Source organism: Streptomyces sp. SudanB182_2057, from assembly GCF_964272715.1.
GTDB lineage: Bacteria > Actinomycetota > Actinomycetes > Streptomycetales > Streptomycetaceae > Streptomyces > Streptomyces rubradiris.
Genome location: NZ_OZ186798.1, coordinates 1,435,205 through 1,451,346, shown reverse-complemented (window position 1 = coordinate 1,451,346; position 16,142 = coordinate 1,435,205). Strand labels below are relative to the sequence as shown.

The following is a 16,142-nucleotide window of genomic DNA, read 5'->3' as shown; positions in this document are numbered from 1 at the left end:
ACTCCTGGTGGGTGAGGCGGGCGGATGGGATGAGGGGTGCCGGGTCAACGGTGTGCCGGAGTGTGGGCGGCGTCCGTCAGGAGGTTCGCCCGGGTGGCCACGACACCGGCCTCGAAGCGGCTGTTGACGCCGAGCCGCCGCAGCAGCGAGGAGACCGTGCGGCGTAGGGTGCGCGGGGAGACCTGCAGCTCACGGGCGATGTCGGTGTCCTGCCGGCCCTTGGCCCACAGCCGCAGGACGACCAGCTGCTGGTCGCTCAGCGAGATGTCGCCCGTGCGCGGGCCGGCCTGCGGGGACGGCGCGGCGGACGGCGTCCGGTGCAGATCGCTCGCCCCGTCCCAGCAGAACTCGAAGACGCGGGCCAGCAGCCGCAGCAGCGCCGGCTGGCGTATCAGGAGGGTCGTCTGCGGCGGACAGACCAGGGCGAACGCCTCGTCCACCAGGATCAGCCGGAACGGCACCAGCGACGCGAGGCGCACGTGCACCCCCCGGCGGGCGAGCCGCTCCAGATAGGCGGTCCCCCGCTCGCTCTGCAGCAGGGTGCTCTGATGGATGGTGCGTACGTCGATGTCCTCGTCGTGCGCGGAGCGGCTGTTCGTCAGCCAGTCGGCGATCACATGGCGGGCGACCACCGACGGCTGGATGATCCGGATCTGGTTCCTGGCCATCGCCGGCACGGAGTTCAGAAGGTCCCGCACCCGTCCCGGATCCGCGATCTCCTCGACGCCGGACTCGGCGGACAGCTCGGCCGGAGTGCTGTGCAGGGCGAGGGCGGCCAGCTGGAACCGCAGCGCGTCGGCGTGCTCGGCGGCCAGCTCCAACGCCTGCCGCTGTTTCCCCGCCAGTTCCGAGAGCGAATTGAGATGAGAATTCTCTGCCCCGGAATATGCGTGCAGAAGCACGTTGATCGGTCCTTCCCCTCGTCTGTCCTCAAGTGGCCACGACCGTTAGTGGTCGACAATTGATCTACACGTCCGTGTACTTGTCTGGCAACATCGAAGTCGCTGTGGGCGGAAAGGCGGGCCTACTTTTCGATATTCACTGTGCGTGGTCGACGAGTCGGGACGACTCCCTTCGGCGCCAGTGCACGTGCTGACGTCGGCCCGCCCCGGAGGAGAGGAGGAGTGAAACCGGTGAAGGACCAAGGCTCCGTCATGTACGACCGATCCGTCGTCCCCGTCGAAGGGGGCGCCGTCGACACGGTCGCCGGACCTGATGTCCCCGTCTCGGACGTGGATCAGCGGGCCCTGCGCTTCTGGCAGCAGATGTCGCTCGCCGCCGCACCCGTCGGTGCTCCGCAGCCGGCACCCATGCCGGTGCCCGGCGAACTACGAGGTGTGCTGGGCCTGTTCGAGGCGTCCGCCGAGGGCTCCCTGCACGGAGGGCCGTCGGCGCCGTCGGCCGGAGCGCTGTACCCCTACGAGCACTACGCGGTGGTGGGAGACCCCCTCGCACCGGCGGTGTACGCCGTGGACGCCACCCGGCGCACCTGCCGCCTGCTGCACCGCGGCGCGTCCGTGGCCCGGGCGCTGGCCGACGGCGGACTCGAACTCCCCGAGCGAAGCGGCGCGTTGGTGCTCATCGCGATCCGCCCGTGGCTGTCCATGCGGAAGTACGACGACCGCGGCTATCTCTACGCCCAGCTGGACACCGCGCACCTGGGGACACATCTGCTGTGTCTCGCGGCACGCGGCCACCGCCGGGCCGAGTGGCTGACACGCGCGGCGACCGGACCGCTGGCCGGCCTGCTACGGCTGGGGGAGCGCCATGCCTTCGCCCACAGCGTCCTGCTGCTCGGCGACCCCGTCGACGAAGAGCCGACCCTGGCCAGGCCCTGGAGCTGCGCGGACTGGCGCGGCATGCCGTTCGGCACCCGGCCGGCCGGCAGCTCGGAGGAGCGATGTTGGCGCGCGCTGGCGCCCTACCTCCCGTCGCCGCCGACCCGCCCCGCCGCCGCCCGCCACCGCGCCCTGCTGTCCGGCCCGGAGGCCGGCGACGGCCCCCGCACCACGCACCACCAGGAAGAACTGACGGCCCTGGCCGCACGCCGGCGCTCCGCCAAGGACTTCGCCGCCGGCGAGCTGCCGGTGGCCCGGCTGCGCCAGGCGCTCGCCCGGCTCGGCACTCCGCTGACCACCGACCTCGCCGACGCGGACGGTTTCGGCGTCACCCTCGTCGCCCGCGACATCGCGGGCCTCGACCAGGGCGCCTACTCCGTACAGGCCGGCGCCCTCGTACCCCGGCCGACGGCCGCCCCCGCGCTGAGCGGCGACGACATCGTCCGCATCTGCATGGGCCAGGAACAGCTCCGGCACAGCAGCGCCGCCGTCGTCCTGCACACCCGCCACGCCGACATCTTCCGGCGCGGCATGCGAGGGGTCGACGAGGCACTCCTGCGCGCCGGCTCGCTCGCCCAGCTCCTCTACCTCGGCGCCACCGACGCGGGCATGGCGGTCACCACCATCGGGGGGTTCGACGCCGGGCGCTGGCACACGCTCGCGGGTCTCCCCGACGAGGACGAGGTCCTCTACGTCGCGATGCTCGGCCTCCCCGGGACGTCGACCGTCAAGAGCGATCGCCTCCAGCCGGCCCACGCCCACGGACAGAGGTGACCGACGTGCTCTTCGACGTCATGGAACGGGCGCTGCGCGCCCACGCCGACGCCGTCGCCGTGTCCGACCGCGACACCGTCCTCGGCTACGGAGAGCTGGCCGAGGCGGGACGTCGCCGCGCCGCCGCGCTCCGCGAACTGCTGCCCGCGTGCGACCGCCCGCGCGTCGGCATCCGCGCCGCCAACTCCGTGGACTACGTGGTCACCTACCTGGCCCTCCTGGAAGCCGGGTGCGTGCCCTTCCTCATCGACCGGGCCACCGGGCCGCAGGACACGCGGTACATCCAGGAGGACTGCGGTCTCGACCTGCTCGTCCACGAGGAGGACGCGCCGGTGCCGGAGTCCGGTGTGCCGGCCGGCGTGCTGGGATCCCTGCGCGTGACCCGCTTCCCCGCCGCACCGGACCGCCCCGCCCTGCACGACGAGACCGAGGTGTGCCGGTTCACCTCCGGATCGACGGGGCGCCCCCAGTGCATCGAGTTCCGGGGCCACGCGGTGCACAGGGCCGCGGTCAACTGGGCCGAGGGCACGGGCCTCGACGGCGACGACAGCATCGTGTGCCTGGCCTCCTTGTCCAACGGCCTGGCCTTCAACACGTCGTTGCTCTCCGCCTTCCTGGTCGGCGCCCAGCTCCACCTCGGCCGTGGGCTGCCCACCGGCGGCTCGGTGACCCGGCTGCTGTCCCGCACCGCGGCGACACGGCTGGTCGCCTTCCCCGCCCTGTACGAAGCGCTGGTCAAGCGAGACCTGTCCAAGGAGGCGCTGCCGCGGCTGCGGATGGCGGTGTCCTCCGCCGCTCCCCTGGAGCAGCGGACCAAGGAGCGGTTCGAGGCGGCCACCGGGGTGCCGTTGCAGAACTACTTCGGGATCGCGGAGGCCGGACCGCTCACCTTCGCCGCCGACCCGCTGACCGACCCCGGTCTCGGACAGCCGCTGCCCGGCGTGCGCCTGCGCGCCGGCACGGCCGAGCGACCGGACGTCGTGGAGGTCCTCAGCGAATCCATGGGCACCCGCTATCTCAACGCCCCCGGAGTGCTCGAGGCGCGCGTCGGCGAGGACGGCTTCTACCGCAGCGGCGACCGCGGCTATCTGAGCGGCGGCAGCCTCGTCCTGACCGGGCGCACCAGCCAGCTCGTCAACGTGGGCGGGCGCAAGGTGGACGTCAAGGAAGTCACGGACGTCCTGCTGGGCGCCCCGCACGTGACGGACGTCGTCGTCCTGGAGGCCGTGGACCGGCACGGGGCCACCGCCCTCGCCGCGGTGCTCGCCGGGACACCGGGACTCGATCCGGCCGGGGCGCGCCGCCACGTGGCGCGGCACCTCGCCCCGTACAAGGTTCCCAGCCTCGTGCGCGTCGTCGCGGAGATCCCCCGTGGCTCCAGTGGCAAGCCCAACGCCGCGGTACTGCGCCGCATGTTCGAGGACGGCGAGAACACCCCGTGACCACGTTCAAGGAGAACACAACCATGTCGACCACTTCGGACGACCTTCGCGCCCGGATCCTCCGCATCGTGCTCGGCGCCGCCGAGGGCGACCTGACCGAGCAGGACCTGGCGGCCGCGAACTGGTCGCTGCCCGCGGTGAGTTACTCGTCGCTCGCCTACATCCGCATGATCGACACGGTGGAGAACGAACTCGGGGTCTACCTCGACCCCGAGGAGGAGAGCGAGCGCTTCGAGACCATCGACAACCTGGTCGAGCTGGTCGGCCACCACCTGAGGGACGCGGCCGATGCCTGAGCCGACGCTCGGGATCGTGGGCACGGGCCGACTCGGCCGCGCCGTCCGGGACCTCGCCGTCTCGGAGGGCCACCCGGTCACCCTCCTCGACCCGCGGCAGCCCGGAAGCTGGGACGCGCGGACCGCGGTGGACGCCGTCGTCGACTGCTCGGCACCCGCGGCCGTGGGCGCGGCCGCGCGGCTGTGCCGGCGCCTCGGGGTGCCCCTGGTCGAATGCGTCTCCGGCCTCGGAACCGAGGAGAGGCGGCTGCTCGACGGCCTTTCGGCCGAGGTCCCGGTCGTCCTCGCCCCCAACCTGTCCCTCGGCAACTACCTCCAGACGCGGGCCCTGCGCCTCGTCGCGGAGGTGGTCACCACCATGGAACGGGCCGGCATCACCGGCGCCGTCCCGCAGACCGCCGTCCTGGAGCGCCACCCGGCCACCAAGGCGCACCGGCCGAGCACCACCGCCGAGCGGCTGGCACACGAGTGGCGGCGGCACACGGGCCGGCCCGCCGCCGACATCGGCTCGCTGCGCTGCGGCCCCGCCGTCAGCGACCACGAGGTCCGCCTCATGTGGCCGGAGCAGTCCCTGACGATCAGCCACTCGGTGACCTCGCTGGACGCCGCCGCGGCCGGGGCCATCGGGGCGGCCGGCTGGGCCGTCGGCCAGGCCCCGGGCACGTACACGATCCACGCCGTCTTCGACGACCTGCTGGCGACGATGGCCCGCGCCGCGGGCGACGGCACGAACGGAAAGGAGGACGACCGGTGACGACCACGACGACGCGGGCGCGCGGCACCCGGACCGGCATCCCGGCCCGGATCGCGCAGCAGATCGCCGTCGGGGCGCGCATGCTGTCCCTGGACGGGCACGACGACTTCAACCAGGGCCAGATATCGGCCCGGCTGCCGGGCTCCGACACCTTCTTCATCAAGAACGCCCTGTGCGGGTTCGACGAGGCGACCCCGGACCAGGTGGTGGCCGCCTCCATCGACCCGGACGCGCCCGTCGACCCCCTCGCGCCCCCGGAGCTCCCCCTTCACCAGGCGATCTACCGGGCGCGGCCCGATGTCAACGGCATCGTCCACAGCCATGCCCCGCACACCCTCGTCTTCGGCGCGACGGACCTGGAGCTGCGTCCCGTCTCGCACGAGGGCGCGCACTTCACCGGCGCACTCGGCCTGTTCACCCGGACCAGCAACACCGTGCTCGACCAGGAGACCGGCGACGCCATCGCCGAGGCGCTCGGGGACGGCGAAGGGGTGCTGCTGCGCAATCACGGCGGCGTGATCGTCGGCAAGAGCGTGCGGCACGCCGCGGTCTTCGCCCAGGTCCTGGAGCGGGCCTGCCGGCTGCAACTGCTCGCGCAGCGGAGCGGGGTCCCCTACCACTGGTCCTCCGACGCCGACGTCGCGCTCAAGCGGGACTTCATCTACGCGGACCTGTCCGTACGGTCCTACTGGGACTACGCCGTGCGACGCGTGCAGCGCGCGTGGCCGGACTGCGCCGCGTGGTGACGGGGCGGCACCGCCACGACGTGCTCGTGGTGTGTGCCACGTTCGCCGAGGTGATGCCGCTCCAGCACCTGCTCACCGCCGAGGAATCGGCGTACGCGCAGGGCCTGGCGGCGCGCCGGGCCCGGGACTTCACCGCGGGCCGGACCCTGTTGCGCTGGGTACTGCGGCGCGAGCTGGGGGAGGAGGGACGGCAGGCCCGCATCGGCCGGACCGGCCGGGGCAAGCCCGTACTGGAGGGCAGGGAGAGCACCGGCATCAGCATCTCCCACAGCGGCGAGACGGTGGCCGTCGCCCTCGCCCACGGGCGCGCCGTGGGAGTCGACGTCCAAGTGCCGATCCCGCCCACCGACGGACTGGTGGCCGCCCTGTGCTGCTCACGGACGCAGGCGCGGGAACTGGCCGCACTGCGCGCCGAGCGCCAGGCGGCCGCCCTGGCCAGACGCTGGGCGGTGCACGAGGCGTGCGCCAAGGCCACCGGCCGGGGCCTGGTGCGCCGGCCGGAGACCTACGCCGGTCCCCTGTGGGCGGACCGGGGGCACGGGCGGGGCCTGGGCTGGCACGTCCTGCCGCCCTTCGGCGACTGCGCCCTGGCCGTCGCCTTCGACCGGCCCGATCCCTTCCCCGCGGTCGGCCTCGTGGCCCTGTCCCACGAGCTCGGCACCGGCGGCGCCCCCGGCGACCGAACGACACAGAAGGAGGCCCTGAGCCACCATGGCGGATAGCACGTACGAACAAGCGGACGAAGTGCGCGACCTGCTGGCGCTGGCCGAGGAACTGGCGGAGAAGGAACTCGCGCCGAGCGCCGACGACTTCGAGGCCCGCTCGGTCTTCCCGCGCGACATCCTGCGCACCCTCGGCCGGTCCGGGCTGCTGGGCCTGCCCTACCCCGTGGCGTACGGCGGCGGCGGTCAGAGCTACGAGGTGTACCTCTCGGTCCTGGAGATCCTGGCCAAGCGCTGGCTCGGGGTCGCGCAGTCCGTGAACATCCATGTGCTGTCCTGCTATCCACTGGCCCACTACGGCACCGAACGGCAGCGTGAGCAGTGGCTGCCCGGCATGCTCGGGGGCGAGCGGCTCGGCGCCAACTGCATCTCCGAGGCGGAGGCCGGGTCCGACATCGCCGCCATCGCCTGCACGGCCCGGCAGGACCCCGACGCGGGGCATTACACCGTCAACGGGGCCAAGGCATGGACCAGCCACGCCGGAGCGGCCGACCACTACAACGTCTTCTGCCGCACGGGCGGACCCGGTGTCCGGGGCCTGTCCGTCCTGCTGGCCGACGCCGGCACACCGGGTCTGCACGTCCTCGGCCTGGAGAAGAAGATGGGAGTGCGTTCCTCGCCGACCGCCACGGTCGCCCTGGACGGCGCGCGGATCGCGGCCGAGCGCCTGATCGGCCGGCCGGGCAAGGGATTCCTGATCGCCACCGGTCTGTTCGACCGCGGCCGCCTGGGCATCGCCGCCTGCGCCGTGGGACTGGCCTCCGCCGCACTCGACCACGCCGTCGCCTACACCAGGACGCGCCGCCAGTTCGGCCGTCCCGTCGCGGACTTCCAGGGGCTCGCCTTCCTGCTCGCGGACATGTCCACCCAGATCGCCGCGGCCCGCGCCCTGGTGCGCGACGCCGCGCGCGCCCTGGACTCCGGCGCGAGCGCGTCCGCCGTCACCGCGGCCGCGGCCCGCGCCAAGCTCTTCGCCACCGACACGGCCATGCGCGTCACGACGGACGCGGTCCAGGCGCTCGGGGCCTACGGATACGTCCAGGACCACCCCGTCGAACGCTGGATGAGGGAAGCCAAGCTCCTCCAGATCATCGAGGGCACCAATCAGATCCAGCGCGTCGTCATCGCCCGTTCGTTGTAGAGAGGAGCCGGCGTGTCCGTGCCGAACTTCACCGAGGAAGCCGACATCGTCATCGTCGGCAGCGGTCCCACGGGGACGGCCTACGCACGACTGGTGCACGAGGGATGCCCCGAGGCCGACATACTGCTCGTCGAAGCGGGACCCGTCCTGACCGAGGGCCGTCCGGGCCTGCACATGGTCAACATCGCCGACGGCGACGAACGCGACCGCGCCCGGGTGGCCTCACAGGGGCCCCGCCAGGAGCCCTACTCCATCGCGACGGCGTCCGCCATCGCCCACAACGCGGCTCGCGACGAGCGCGGCCGCGCCCTGACCACCCGGCCGGGCATGTTCCCGGTCGGCTCGGGGGACCTCGACGGCGACGGCCTCCCCGCCGCGCAGCAGTCCTGCAACGTGGGCGGAATGGGTGTCCACTGGCTCGGGGCCTGCCCGCGCCCGGCCGGGACCGAGCGCATCGGCTTCCTCGACCAGGAGGTGCTCGACGACGCTCTCTCGGTCGCCGAGCGACTGCTCGCGGTGTCCACGACCCAGTTCGCCGACTCCCCCTTCGCGGCCCATCTCGAAAGAGTCCTGGGCGCGGCGCTCGACGACGGACGGCCCGCCGGGCGCCGTGTGCAGGCCATGCCGATGGCCGCCCGGCGCGTGGGCGACGAGGTACGGCGCAGCGGTACGGACGTCATCCTGTCCGCGTTCGCGTCCGCCCCCGGTCCGGGCGTGCACCTGCGGGCGAACACGCTGTGCGAGCGGGTGCTGATCGAGGACGGCACGGCCGTCGGCGTCCGGCTCCGCGACCGCGGGACCGGGACGATCCACACGGTGCGCGCCCGCTGTGTCGTCGTGGCCGGCGACGCGCTGCGCACGCCCCAGCTGCTCTTCGCCTCGGGGCTGCGCCTCCCGGCCCTGGGCCGCTACCTCAACGAGCACGGGCAGGTGTCGCTCATCGCGGTGGCCGACGGCCACACCGGTGCCGGCGACGCGGACGCGGTCCCCAGCGGCATCACATGGATCCCCCACCTGGGGGAGCGCTATCCGTTCCACGGGATGCTGGCCCGCATCGACCCCGCCACGCTCGCGTGGCCCGACGACGCGCCCCGGACGGACCGGCCGCTGGTCTCCGTGCACCTGTTCACCGCGCAGGAACCGCGCCCCGACAACCGCCTGGAGTTCAGCGACGCCGAGCGGGACTGGCTCGGCATGCCCGCGATGACGATCCACCACGCGCCGAGTGAGCGGGACACCGCGGAGCTGGCCGCCGCCGAGGCCGAGGCACTGCGCCTGAGCAAGGTGCTGGGACACCCCCTCGAGGGGGAGACACCGTGGACCCTGCCCTCCGGCAGCTCCCTGCACTACCAGGGGACCGTGCGGATGGGCGAGGCCGACGACGGTACGAGCGTGTGCGACCCGGCCGGCCGGGTGTGGGGGGTCGACAACCTCTACGTGGCGGGCAACGGCGTGATCCCGACGGCGACCCTCTGCAACCCCACTCTCACCAGCGTCGCGCTCGCCGTCATCGGGGCGCGTGACATCGTCCGACGCATCGGAGACAAGTGATGCACACCCAGTTGGGCCGCACCGGTCTGCGCGTGAGCAGGCTGGCCCTCGGCACCGTCAACTTCGGCGGCCGGGTGGAGGAGCCCGAGGCACACCGGCTCATGACCTACGCCCTGGAGCGGGGCATCAACCTGTTCGACACCGCCAACACCTACGGCTGGCGTGTCTACAAGGGGTACACCGAGGAGGTCATCGGCAGGTGGCTCGCCGGCAGCCCCTCCCGCCGCGACCAGGTCGTGCTCTGCACGAAGGTGGGCGACCCGATGGGCGACGGGGTCAACGACCGCGGACTGTCGGCCCGCAACATCATCAGTGCCTGCGAGGCGTCGCTGCGCCGCCTGGGCACGGACCACATCGACCTGTACCAGATGCACCACGTCGACCGGACCGTGCCCTGGGACGAGATCTGGCAGGCCATGGACCAGCTGGTGGCCCAGGGCAAGGTCCGCTACGTCGGCTCCTCCAACTTCGCCGGCTGGGACCTGGCCGCGGCCCAGGAGGCCGCGCGGCGCCGCAACAGCCTGGGCCTGGTCTCCGAGCAGTGCGCGTACAACCTCGTCACGCGCCATCCCGAACTGGAGATCATCCCGGCGGCCCAGGCGTACGGCCTCGGCGTGCTGGTCTGGTCCCCCCTGCACGGCGGTCTGCTCGGCGGTGTGCTGGACAAGCTGCGCACGGACTCCGCGGTCAAGTCGGCGCAGGGGCGCGCGGTCACGGCCCTGGCCGAGCGGCGCGACGCCGTGGAGGCGTACGAGAAGCTCTGCGCCGACCACGGCCTCGATCCGGCGGTCGTCGGCATGGCCTGGACGCTGTCGCGCCCGGGGGTGACGGCCGCGGTGACCGGACCGCGTACCCCGGACCACATCGACGGCGCGCTCAGCGCGCTCGACCTGTCCCTGCCCGAGTCCTTCACCGCCCGACTCGACGAACTCTTCCCGCCGGTCGCCCGGGGCGGTTCCGCCCCCGACTGCTGGCTCTCCTGAGACGAAAGGAAAAGACATCATGGCCGAGAACAAGTTCACCGACCCGAGGATCGTCCCGCACGAGTCCGACCGGGACCGCGACGCGCGTGAGCGGCTCACCAAGCTGCTCGTCGACACTCCCATACCGCCGCAGTACCTGATCGACAACCTGCCGGTCTACATGCGCCGGCACCAGCTGGCCGACCTGCTGTCCATGGACGCGCTGTACCGCATGCTCCCCGAAGTGCCCGGCACCATCATGGAGTTCGGGGTGCTGCACGGCCGTCACCTGGCCACCCTGACCGCGCTGCGCAGCATCTACGAGCCGTACAACTCGCTGCGCCGCATCGTCGGCTTCGACACCTTCACCGGGTTCCCGGACGACATCAGCGATGTCGACAAGGTCAGCACCAGCGCCGTCGCCGGCCGCTTCCGGGTGCCGGACGAGGAGGTCGACCACCTGCGCGAGGTGCTCGCGGCCCACGAGGCCACCGAGCCGTTCGGGCACACGCAGCGCTCCTTCGTCGTCCAGGGAGACGTGCGCGAGACGGTCCCGCGGTACCTGGAGGAGAACCCCGAGACGATCATCGCCCTCGCCTACTTCGACCTCGACCTGTACCAGCCGACGAAGGAACTCCTCGAGGCGATCAAGCCGCACCTGACCAAGGGCAGCATCCTCGCCTTCGACGAGCTGGCGCACCCCAAGTGGCCGGGGGAGACCACCGCCCTGCGCGAGGTCTTCGGCCTCGACCACGCGCCGCTGAGGCAGCTCCCGGGCCGCGAGCCGCCGGTCATCTACATGAAGTGGGGCGAGTGACCGGACACGTACCCGGAAGGCCCGTGCTGCCGGGCCGCTCGACCGTGTGCGGGCCGGCAGCTCCCGCGCCCGCTCCCGTCCACGAGAGGTCGCCGACGCGACTGGTGGGCGTGCTGCCGCCGCGACGCGGGACCGGCCTGCCGACGGCGCGGCTCGCCCACCGGGCCCGCCGGTGCCCGGAGCGGGGCGTGGCGGACCGACGGTTTCGCCCGGAGGGGCGCGCCTGGCACGGCCGGTCACACCGCCGTGGTGCGCGGCCACTCCTTGAGGACCCGGTGCACGCCCGTGACGATCTTCTTCCAGGACGTGGAGAGATCACGCGGGTGCCCGAACCCGCCTGCCGTCTCGATGGTGATGAAGCCGTGGAACGTGCTCCTCATGAAGCGCACCGCGTCGGTCAGGTCGGGCTCGGACAGGTCGTAGGCGCGGAGCACCGCGTAGGTCAGTTCGACACTGCGCTTGAACGCCTCGGTGTGCACCACCTTCTCGAGGTCGATCTGCATCTGCGTCGCGGCGTACCGCCCGGGATGACGCAGGGCGAAGTCGCGGTACGCGTCCGCGAAGGCGGCCAGGGCCTCTTCGGACGACCGGCCGGCGATCGCGGTGGCCAGGCAGGCGTTCAGCTCTTCGGACGCCAGCAGGGCGATGCGCGTGCGCACGTCCTGGAGGTTCTTGACATGGGAGTAGATGCTGGCGTCCTTGACGCCGAAACCGCGTGCCAGCGCGGAGATGGTGACGTTCTCCAGCCCGACTTCGTCGGCGAGCGCGGCTGCGGCTTCGGTGACCTTCTCGGTGTTGAGTCCTGGCCGTCGGACCATCCGTCCCTCCTAATATCCCTAGGTTAGCAGCTTGGATCATAAGCGAAAGTCGGCCGGGTCGGCGCCGCACCGCCGGTCGTGACGGGGACGGGGGCCCGCCCGGCCGAACGCGGGCACCCTCCGGCGCGGGCGCGGAGGTCCTGGAACCGACTCGTCGGCGAGCGTGTCCGGCTGGTACCGAGTGTCTCGATTCGTCATGGCCGGCTCCGTCCCGCGAGGGGCGGCGAAAAATGACGCACACCCGTCTTTACGGTGTGATCACGGGAGGCCGATTAACTTACAGTTATGGCAAGTCCGTCTAGGCGCAAGGCCGTTGGGCTCTCCATGCTGGGGTGTGGCGGGGGGCCGCATGACGAGAGAGAAGAGCATGACACAGCAGGACAGGGCGCGACGCACGCGCGTGGCTCTCATCCGGGCTGCGGCCTTGGAGTTCGACCGGGACGGCTATGTGGGCGCGTCGATGGGGCGCATAGCCCAGACCGCGGGCCTCTCGATGGGCGCCCTCACCTTTCACTTCAGCTCGAAGAGCGATGTGGCCGACGCCGTGGTGGAGCACGCACGCAGCGTGATCGTGTCCGTCCTGGATGATGTGGGCTCGAGCGGCGGTGACGCGCCGCTCGATCACCTGGGCCGGCTGGTCGTCGCACTGGCCCGGACGCTGCACGACAGCGTGGAGGTGCGGGGCGCCGCCCGCCTGGAATACGACCGGCCGGAACACGCCGTCCGCTGGTCGTCCGACTGGTTTCCGGTCATGCGTCACCTCGCGGTCGCGGCGTGCCGCTCGGGTGAGGTGTCGGCGGAGATGTCGGCGGACCGCGTCGCCCGGCTGGCGGCCCTGCTCGTACGGGCCGCCGAGGTCGAGCGGCGGATCGGCGCCGACGGCGACGGATTAACCCCACAGCAGTTCGCCGGGCTGTGGGACGTGGCCGTCCGTGGGATCCGGGCCTGAGGGCTCGGACACGCGAGCCTGTTCGGGGGATCTCGCGGCGCGCGAGGGTGTGACGGACAGCGGCCCTGGGGAGTGCGCGACCCTCACCTTCGCGATCTCGGGCGCGGACACGCGCCCTTCCCGGCAGGGGCCGCGGGGTGGGAGAGAAGGGGGAGCGGCGGTGCGCCGCGTCAGCCCCCCGCGGCGGCCAGCCGCCGCCGCGGGGGACGCCGCTCGCCGGTGGAATCCGCGGCGTACCACGACTCGTCGAGGGCCTGCGCCAGCGCGGCCCGATAGGCGGGGCGCGCGGCTTCGTACAGGGTGCGCCCCTGCTCGGTGGCGCCGGCGTGCACACTGCGCCGGTCGTCGACGCCCGGCTGGCGCACGGCCAGTCCCTCGCGGACCAGACGGTCGACGACCCGGGACGTGGAGGAGGGGCTGAGACGGATCTTCTCGGCCACCTCCGCGATACACAATTCGCCGGCGTTCAGGGCCAGTTGCTCCAGTGCGAGATACATGGATCCGGACAGTCCGAGTCGGGCCAGCTGCTGGGCCATGGCCCGCTCGAAGCGCTCGCGGAGGTTCTCCATCGCCTGCCACCAGGCGACTTCGTGGTCGGACGCGAGACGTGCGCCGAGGTGGTCGAGGTGTCTGCCGGTCACGGCGCCGGCGGCCGGGATGCGGGGTTCGAGACGGCTGAACTCGCGCTGGGCACGGTTGAGCGCGGAAGAAGACGAACGAGGCTCCATGGCCGGGAACGTAGTTGCGTGCGTCCGCGTACTTCAACCAAGGCGGGGGTGGGAAAAGTGGGTCTCCGCCCGGTTCGCGGAGCGGCGATTCTGCCGAGTCGCCGCACCGAGTCCCATGTGACCTGGGCTTTTGCCCCAGGTGCAGCGGGACTTCGCAAAGTATCAGCCAGATGGCGCGGAAGCGATTCTGGCAGGTTCCGCGTGCTGGCCTCGGCGGAGGTGTGGCGGGAGGGGGAGGAGCTTGACGAGATCGTGGCGGTCCGTCGTGCGGAGGCCGAGCGCGCCGCCGCGACACTCGGCGCGGAGGTCCGCTTCTTCGACGCCGGGGACTACCCGCTGGCGCCGCGCTCGCCGAAGGTCAGGCACGCGATGGTGACCTGCTCGCCGCGGGAGGCGGCCAGGGCGATGGCACCGCCCGCCCGCCACACGAAGCCACCGGCGTGTGCGGTGACGACGAGGGTCGATCGGGGCGGGGCGGCGGCGGGTGCGCCGTTGCCGTGGGTCATGCCGCATCTCCTCGGTGACAGGTACCGCACCCGCCCCAGGAGCGCGGTTCAGTCGGCGCGCAGGGCGTCGATCACGCTGCCGAGGTGGGCACGCACGGCCGTCTCGGCCGCTTGCGGATCCCTGGCCCTGATCGCTTCGATCACGGCCAGGTGCTCACCCAGGGACTGCTGCGGACGGCCCGGCCGCAGCGCCAACTGGAAGCGATGACGCACCAGTTGCGCGTTGAGCCGCTCCAGGAGGCCGACGGCCGTGTGCTGGCCGGAGCTGTCCCGGATCAGGGCGTGGAGGTCGTGGTTGAGGCGGGAGTAGGTGACCGGATCGCCGTCGGCGACCGCCTTGGCCATGGCCTCGCCCAGGCCGGTCAGCTCGTCGAGCTGCGCGTCGGTGGCCTCGGTCGCCGCCTTGGCCGCGCACAGCCCTTCGAGCGCCATCCGGCACTCCGTGATCTCCACTGCCTCCTCGACCGTGACCACCCGCACCCGCGAACCGCGGTTGCGGATCCGCTCGACCAGCCCCTCGGAGGTCAGATCCAGCAGCGCGGCACGCATGCTGGCACGCGTGACGCCGTACGTCTCGGCGAGCTCGTTCTCCACCAGCCGCTGGGCCGGCGCCATCTCGCCCCGCAGGATCGCCCCCCTGAGGCGTTCCAGCGCGTACTGCTTTGCCTGCTCTCCGGAGCCTGGACGGGCTTCCATCGGCATCTGCCCTCCCTGAGTGAGTGCCTGTCGACGCCAAATCTAGGCGAACAGAATTGTCAACGATTCTGTTCTCATTTTTCAGGGGGTGGGCGACGGCCGCGGACGGCCGCGCTGGGCTGGTCGGAAAGTCTCGATCACCTGCACTTCGGTGCTCATGCCGGCACGACTGCGGGCGGTGCGCCCGGCTGCGCGGCATCGCCGTCCGGCACCGGGAGGCCGCTGGTCCGGCGAGAACCCGCTGCCGCCGGTCCCGACCCGTGCGCCCGGCACGCGCCGCCGCTTGCCGTGGCGGTGCGTACCGGGCGCCGGTGCCGGGGGAAGGTCAGCGGGCGAGGCGGATCTCGGTGAGGGTGTCCTCGGCCGCGCCGGCGCCCGACTTGTCGACCACGTAGGCGGTGCCGTCGGCGATCTCCACGTGGTTCGGGTTGGCGCCGGTGGTCACGGTCTCCTCGACGACGCCCTTCTTGACGTCGACGCGGGTGACGTCGGCGGCGGTGCGGTTGACGACCAGGACGTCGCCGGAGCGCTCGTCGGTGGCGACCGACAGGGCACCCGCGCCGGTCGCCACCGGCTTGGTGACGACGCCCTTCTTGAGGTCGATCACGGACACGGTGCCCGAGGTCTGGTCGGCGGTGTAGGCGGTCCTGCCGTTCTTCGACAGGGAGACGGAGATCGCGCCGTCCCCGGCCGGGACGAAGACCGGCGCCGTGGAGCCGCGCTTCACCGCGATGAGCCGGTCGTTGGTCATGTCGGCGGCGTAGACCGTGCCGGTCCTCTCGTCGACGGCCAGGCCGGCCGGGCCGGAGCCGTCGACGGTGACGCGCTTCTTCTCCTTGAAGGTCTTGCTGTCGAAGGCGACGAGGCTGCCGTCGCCGAAGGCGCTCGCCCAGACGGTGTCGTGCCGCTCGTCCACGACGATCTCGCGGGCGTGAGCGACGTTCGGCAGGGTGGCGAGGTGCTTGCCGGTGCGCTGGCTGTAGACGGACACCGTGTTGTTACGGGTGTTGGTCGTCCAGACGGTGTTGTGCTCGTCGTCCACGGCGACGCCGTAGACGGCCTCGACGGCACCGGTGGCGGTGTCGGTGACCGGCGGGGTGATGTCCGACTTGACGGTGAGGGTCCTGGGGTCGACCTTCAGCAGGTGCGACTCGGTGACCGGCGGGCGGCCGACGGCGGCGGTGACCCACAGCACGTGGTTCCGCTCGGAGTAGGCCGACTGGTACAGGCCCTTGGTGAGCTTCGCCGTGCTGACGGACGAGCCGCCGGTGTGCGCGGAGGCGGTGCCCGTGAGGGTCAGGGCGCAGCCGGCGGCGACCGCCACGGCGACGGCCGAGGTGATCGCGGTACGGCGGTGGGTGCGGGTGCCGATGTGGGACATGGTGGGAGTACTCCCTTGTCG

16 protein-coding genes and 1 pseudogene are annotated in these 16,142 nt (G+C 72.2%); 11 read left to right on the top strand and 6 right to left on the bottom strand.

The features are described from left to right. Positions 1-44 precede the first annotated feature (44 nt). On the bottom strand, positions 45-821 hold the full coding sequence (locus ACSURM_RS05965; RefSeq protein ID WP_436953900.1) for a LuxR C-terminal-related transcriptional regulator: 777 nt from the start codon (positions 819-821) through the stop codon (positions 45-47). Between the two features lie 333 nt (positions 822-1,154). On the opposite strand from ACSURM_RS05965, the gene ACSURM_RS05960 reads away from it, so the two are divergent. The 10 genes from ACSURM_RS05960 to ACSURM_RS05915 are packed head-to-tail and all read left to right on the top strand — an operon-like array spanning position 1,155 to position 11,043. Continuing rightward, entirely contained in the window at positions 1,155-2,612 is a 1,458-nt protein-coding gene (locus ACSURM_RS05960; protein ID WP_436953899.1) for a nitroreductase family protein, read from the top strand. Continuing rightward, complete coding sequence (locus ACSURM_RS05955; protein WP_436953898.1) at positions 2,609-4,054, top strand: class I adenylate-forming enzyme family protein; 1,446 nt, start codon at positions 2,609-2,611, stop codon at positions 4,052-4,054. The genes ACSURM_RS05960 and ACSURM_RS05955 overlap by 4 nt, the downstream gene beginning before the upstream one ends. Positions 4,055-4,077: 23 nt before the next feature. Continuing rightward, positions 4,078-4,350 (top strand): hypothetical protein, encoded by a 273-nt coding sequence (locus ACSURM_RS05950; RefSeq protein WP_436953897.1) that lies wholly within the window; start codon positions 4,078-4,080, stop codon positions 4,348-4,350. Then, entirely contained in the window at positions 4,343-5,104 is a 762-nt protein-coding gene (locus tag ACSURM_RS05945; protein ID WP_436953896.1) for a dihydrodipicolinate reductase C-terminal domain-containing protein, read from the top strand. The genes ACSURM_RS05950 and ACSURM_RS05945 overlap by 8 nt, the downstream gene beginning before the upstream one ends. Then, positions 5,101-5,850: a class II aldolase/adducin family protein gene (locus ACSURM_RS05940; protein ID WP_436953895.1), complete on the top strand. Its 750-nt coding sequence runs from the start codon at positions 5,101-5,103 to the stop codon at positions 5,848-5,850. Before ACSURM_RS05945 ends, ACSURM_RS05940 begins: the two co-directional genes overlap by 4 nt. Further along, positions 5,826-6,572: a 4'-phosphopantetheinyl transferase family protein gene (locus tag ACSURM_RS05935; RefSeq protein WP_436953894.1), complete on the top strand. Its 747-nt coding sequence runs from the start codon at positions 5,826-5,828 to the stop codon at positions 6,570-6,572. Before ACSURM_RS05940 ends, ACSURM_RS05935 begins: the two co-directional genes overlap by 25 nt. Further along, on the top strand, positions 6,562-7,713 hold the full coding sequence (locus ACSURM_RS05930; RefSeq protein ID WP_436953893.1) for an acyl-CoA dehydrogenase family protein: 1,152 nt from the start codon (positions 6,562-6,564) through the stop codon (positions 7,711-7,713). Before ACSURM_RS05935 ends, ACSURM_RS05930 begins: the two co-directional genes overlap by 11 nt. A gap of 12 nt (positions 7,714-7,725) precedes the next feature. Then, on the top strand, positions 7,726-9,264 hold the full coding sequence (locus ACSURM_RS05925) for a GMC oxidoreductase (protein ID WP_436953892.1): 1,539 nt from the start codon (positions 7,726-7,728) through the stop codon (positions 9,262-9,264). Further along, entirely contained in the window at positions 9,264-10,247 is a 984-nt protein-coding gene (locus tag ACSURM_RS05920) for an aldo/keto reductase (protein WP_436953891.1), read from the top strand. The genes ACSURM_RS05925 and ACSURM_RS05920 overlap by 1 nt, the downstream gene beginning before the upstream one ends. 19 nt (positions 10,248-10,266) lie before the next feature. Next, complete coding sequence (locus tag ACSURM_RS05915; RefSeq protein WP_359042723.1) at positions 10,267-11,043, top strand: class I SAM-dependent methyltransferase; 777 nt, start codon at positions 10,267-10,269, stop codon at positions 11,041-11,043. Between the two features lie 236 nt (positions 11,044-11,279). Here the strand turns inward: ACSURM_RS05915 and ACSURM_RS05910 are convergent, their stop codons facing one another. Continuing rightward, positions 11,280-11,861, bottom strand: coding sequence for a TetR/AcrR family transcriptional regulator (locus ACSURM_RS05910; protein WP_436953890.1), 582 nt, complete (start codon positions 11,859-11,861; stop codon positions 11,280-11,282). A gap of 367 nt (positions 11,862-12,228) precedes the next feature. On the opposite strand from ACSURM_RS05910, the gene ACSURM_RS05905 reads away from it, so the two are divergent. After that, positions 12,229-12,810, top strand: coding sequence for a TetR family transcriptional regulator (locus ACSURM_RS05905; RefSeq protein WP_436953889.1), 582 nt, complete (start codon positions 12,229-12,231; stop codon positions 12,808-12,810). Between the two features lie 170 nt (positions 12,811-12,980). On the opposite strand, the gene ACSURM_RS05900 is transcribed toward ACSURM_RS05905, so the two are convergent. The 4 genes and pseudogenes from ACSURM_RS05900 to ACSURM_RS05885 form a co-directional block, all read right to left on the bottom strand. Further along, entirely contained in the window at positions 12,981-13,538 is a 558-nt protein-coding gene (locus ACSURM_RS05900; protein ID WP_436953888.1) for a MarR family winged helix-turn-helix transcriptional regulator, read from the bottom strand. A gap of 335 nt (positions 13,539-13,873) precedes the next feature. Then, a pseudogene (locus ACSURM_RS05895) lies at positions 13,874-14,044 on the bottom strand (PIG-L family deacetylase); the annotation flags it as partial. A 48-nt stretch (positions 14,045-14,092) separates the two neighbouring features. Next, positions 14,093-14,746: a GntR family transcriptional regulator gene (locus ACSURM_RS05890; protein ID WP_436953887.1), complete on the bottom strand. Its 654-nt coding sequence runs from the start codon at positions 14,744-14,746 to the stop codon at positions 14,093-14,095. A 319-nt stretch (positions 14,747-15,065) separates the two neighbouring features. Then, positions 15,066-16,121: a YncE family protein gene (locus ACSURM_RS05885; RefSeq protein WP_436953886.1), complete on the bottom strand. Its 1,056-nt coding sequence runs from the start codon at positions 16,119-16,121 to the stop codon at positions 15,066-15,068. Positions 16,122-16,142: the final 21 nt, after the last annotated feature.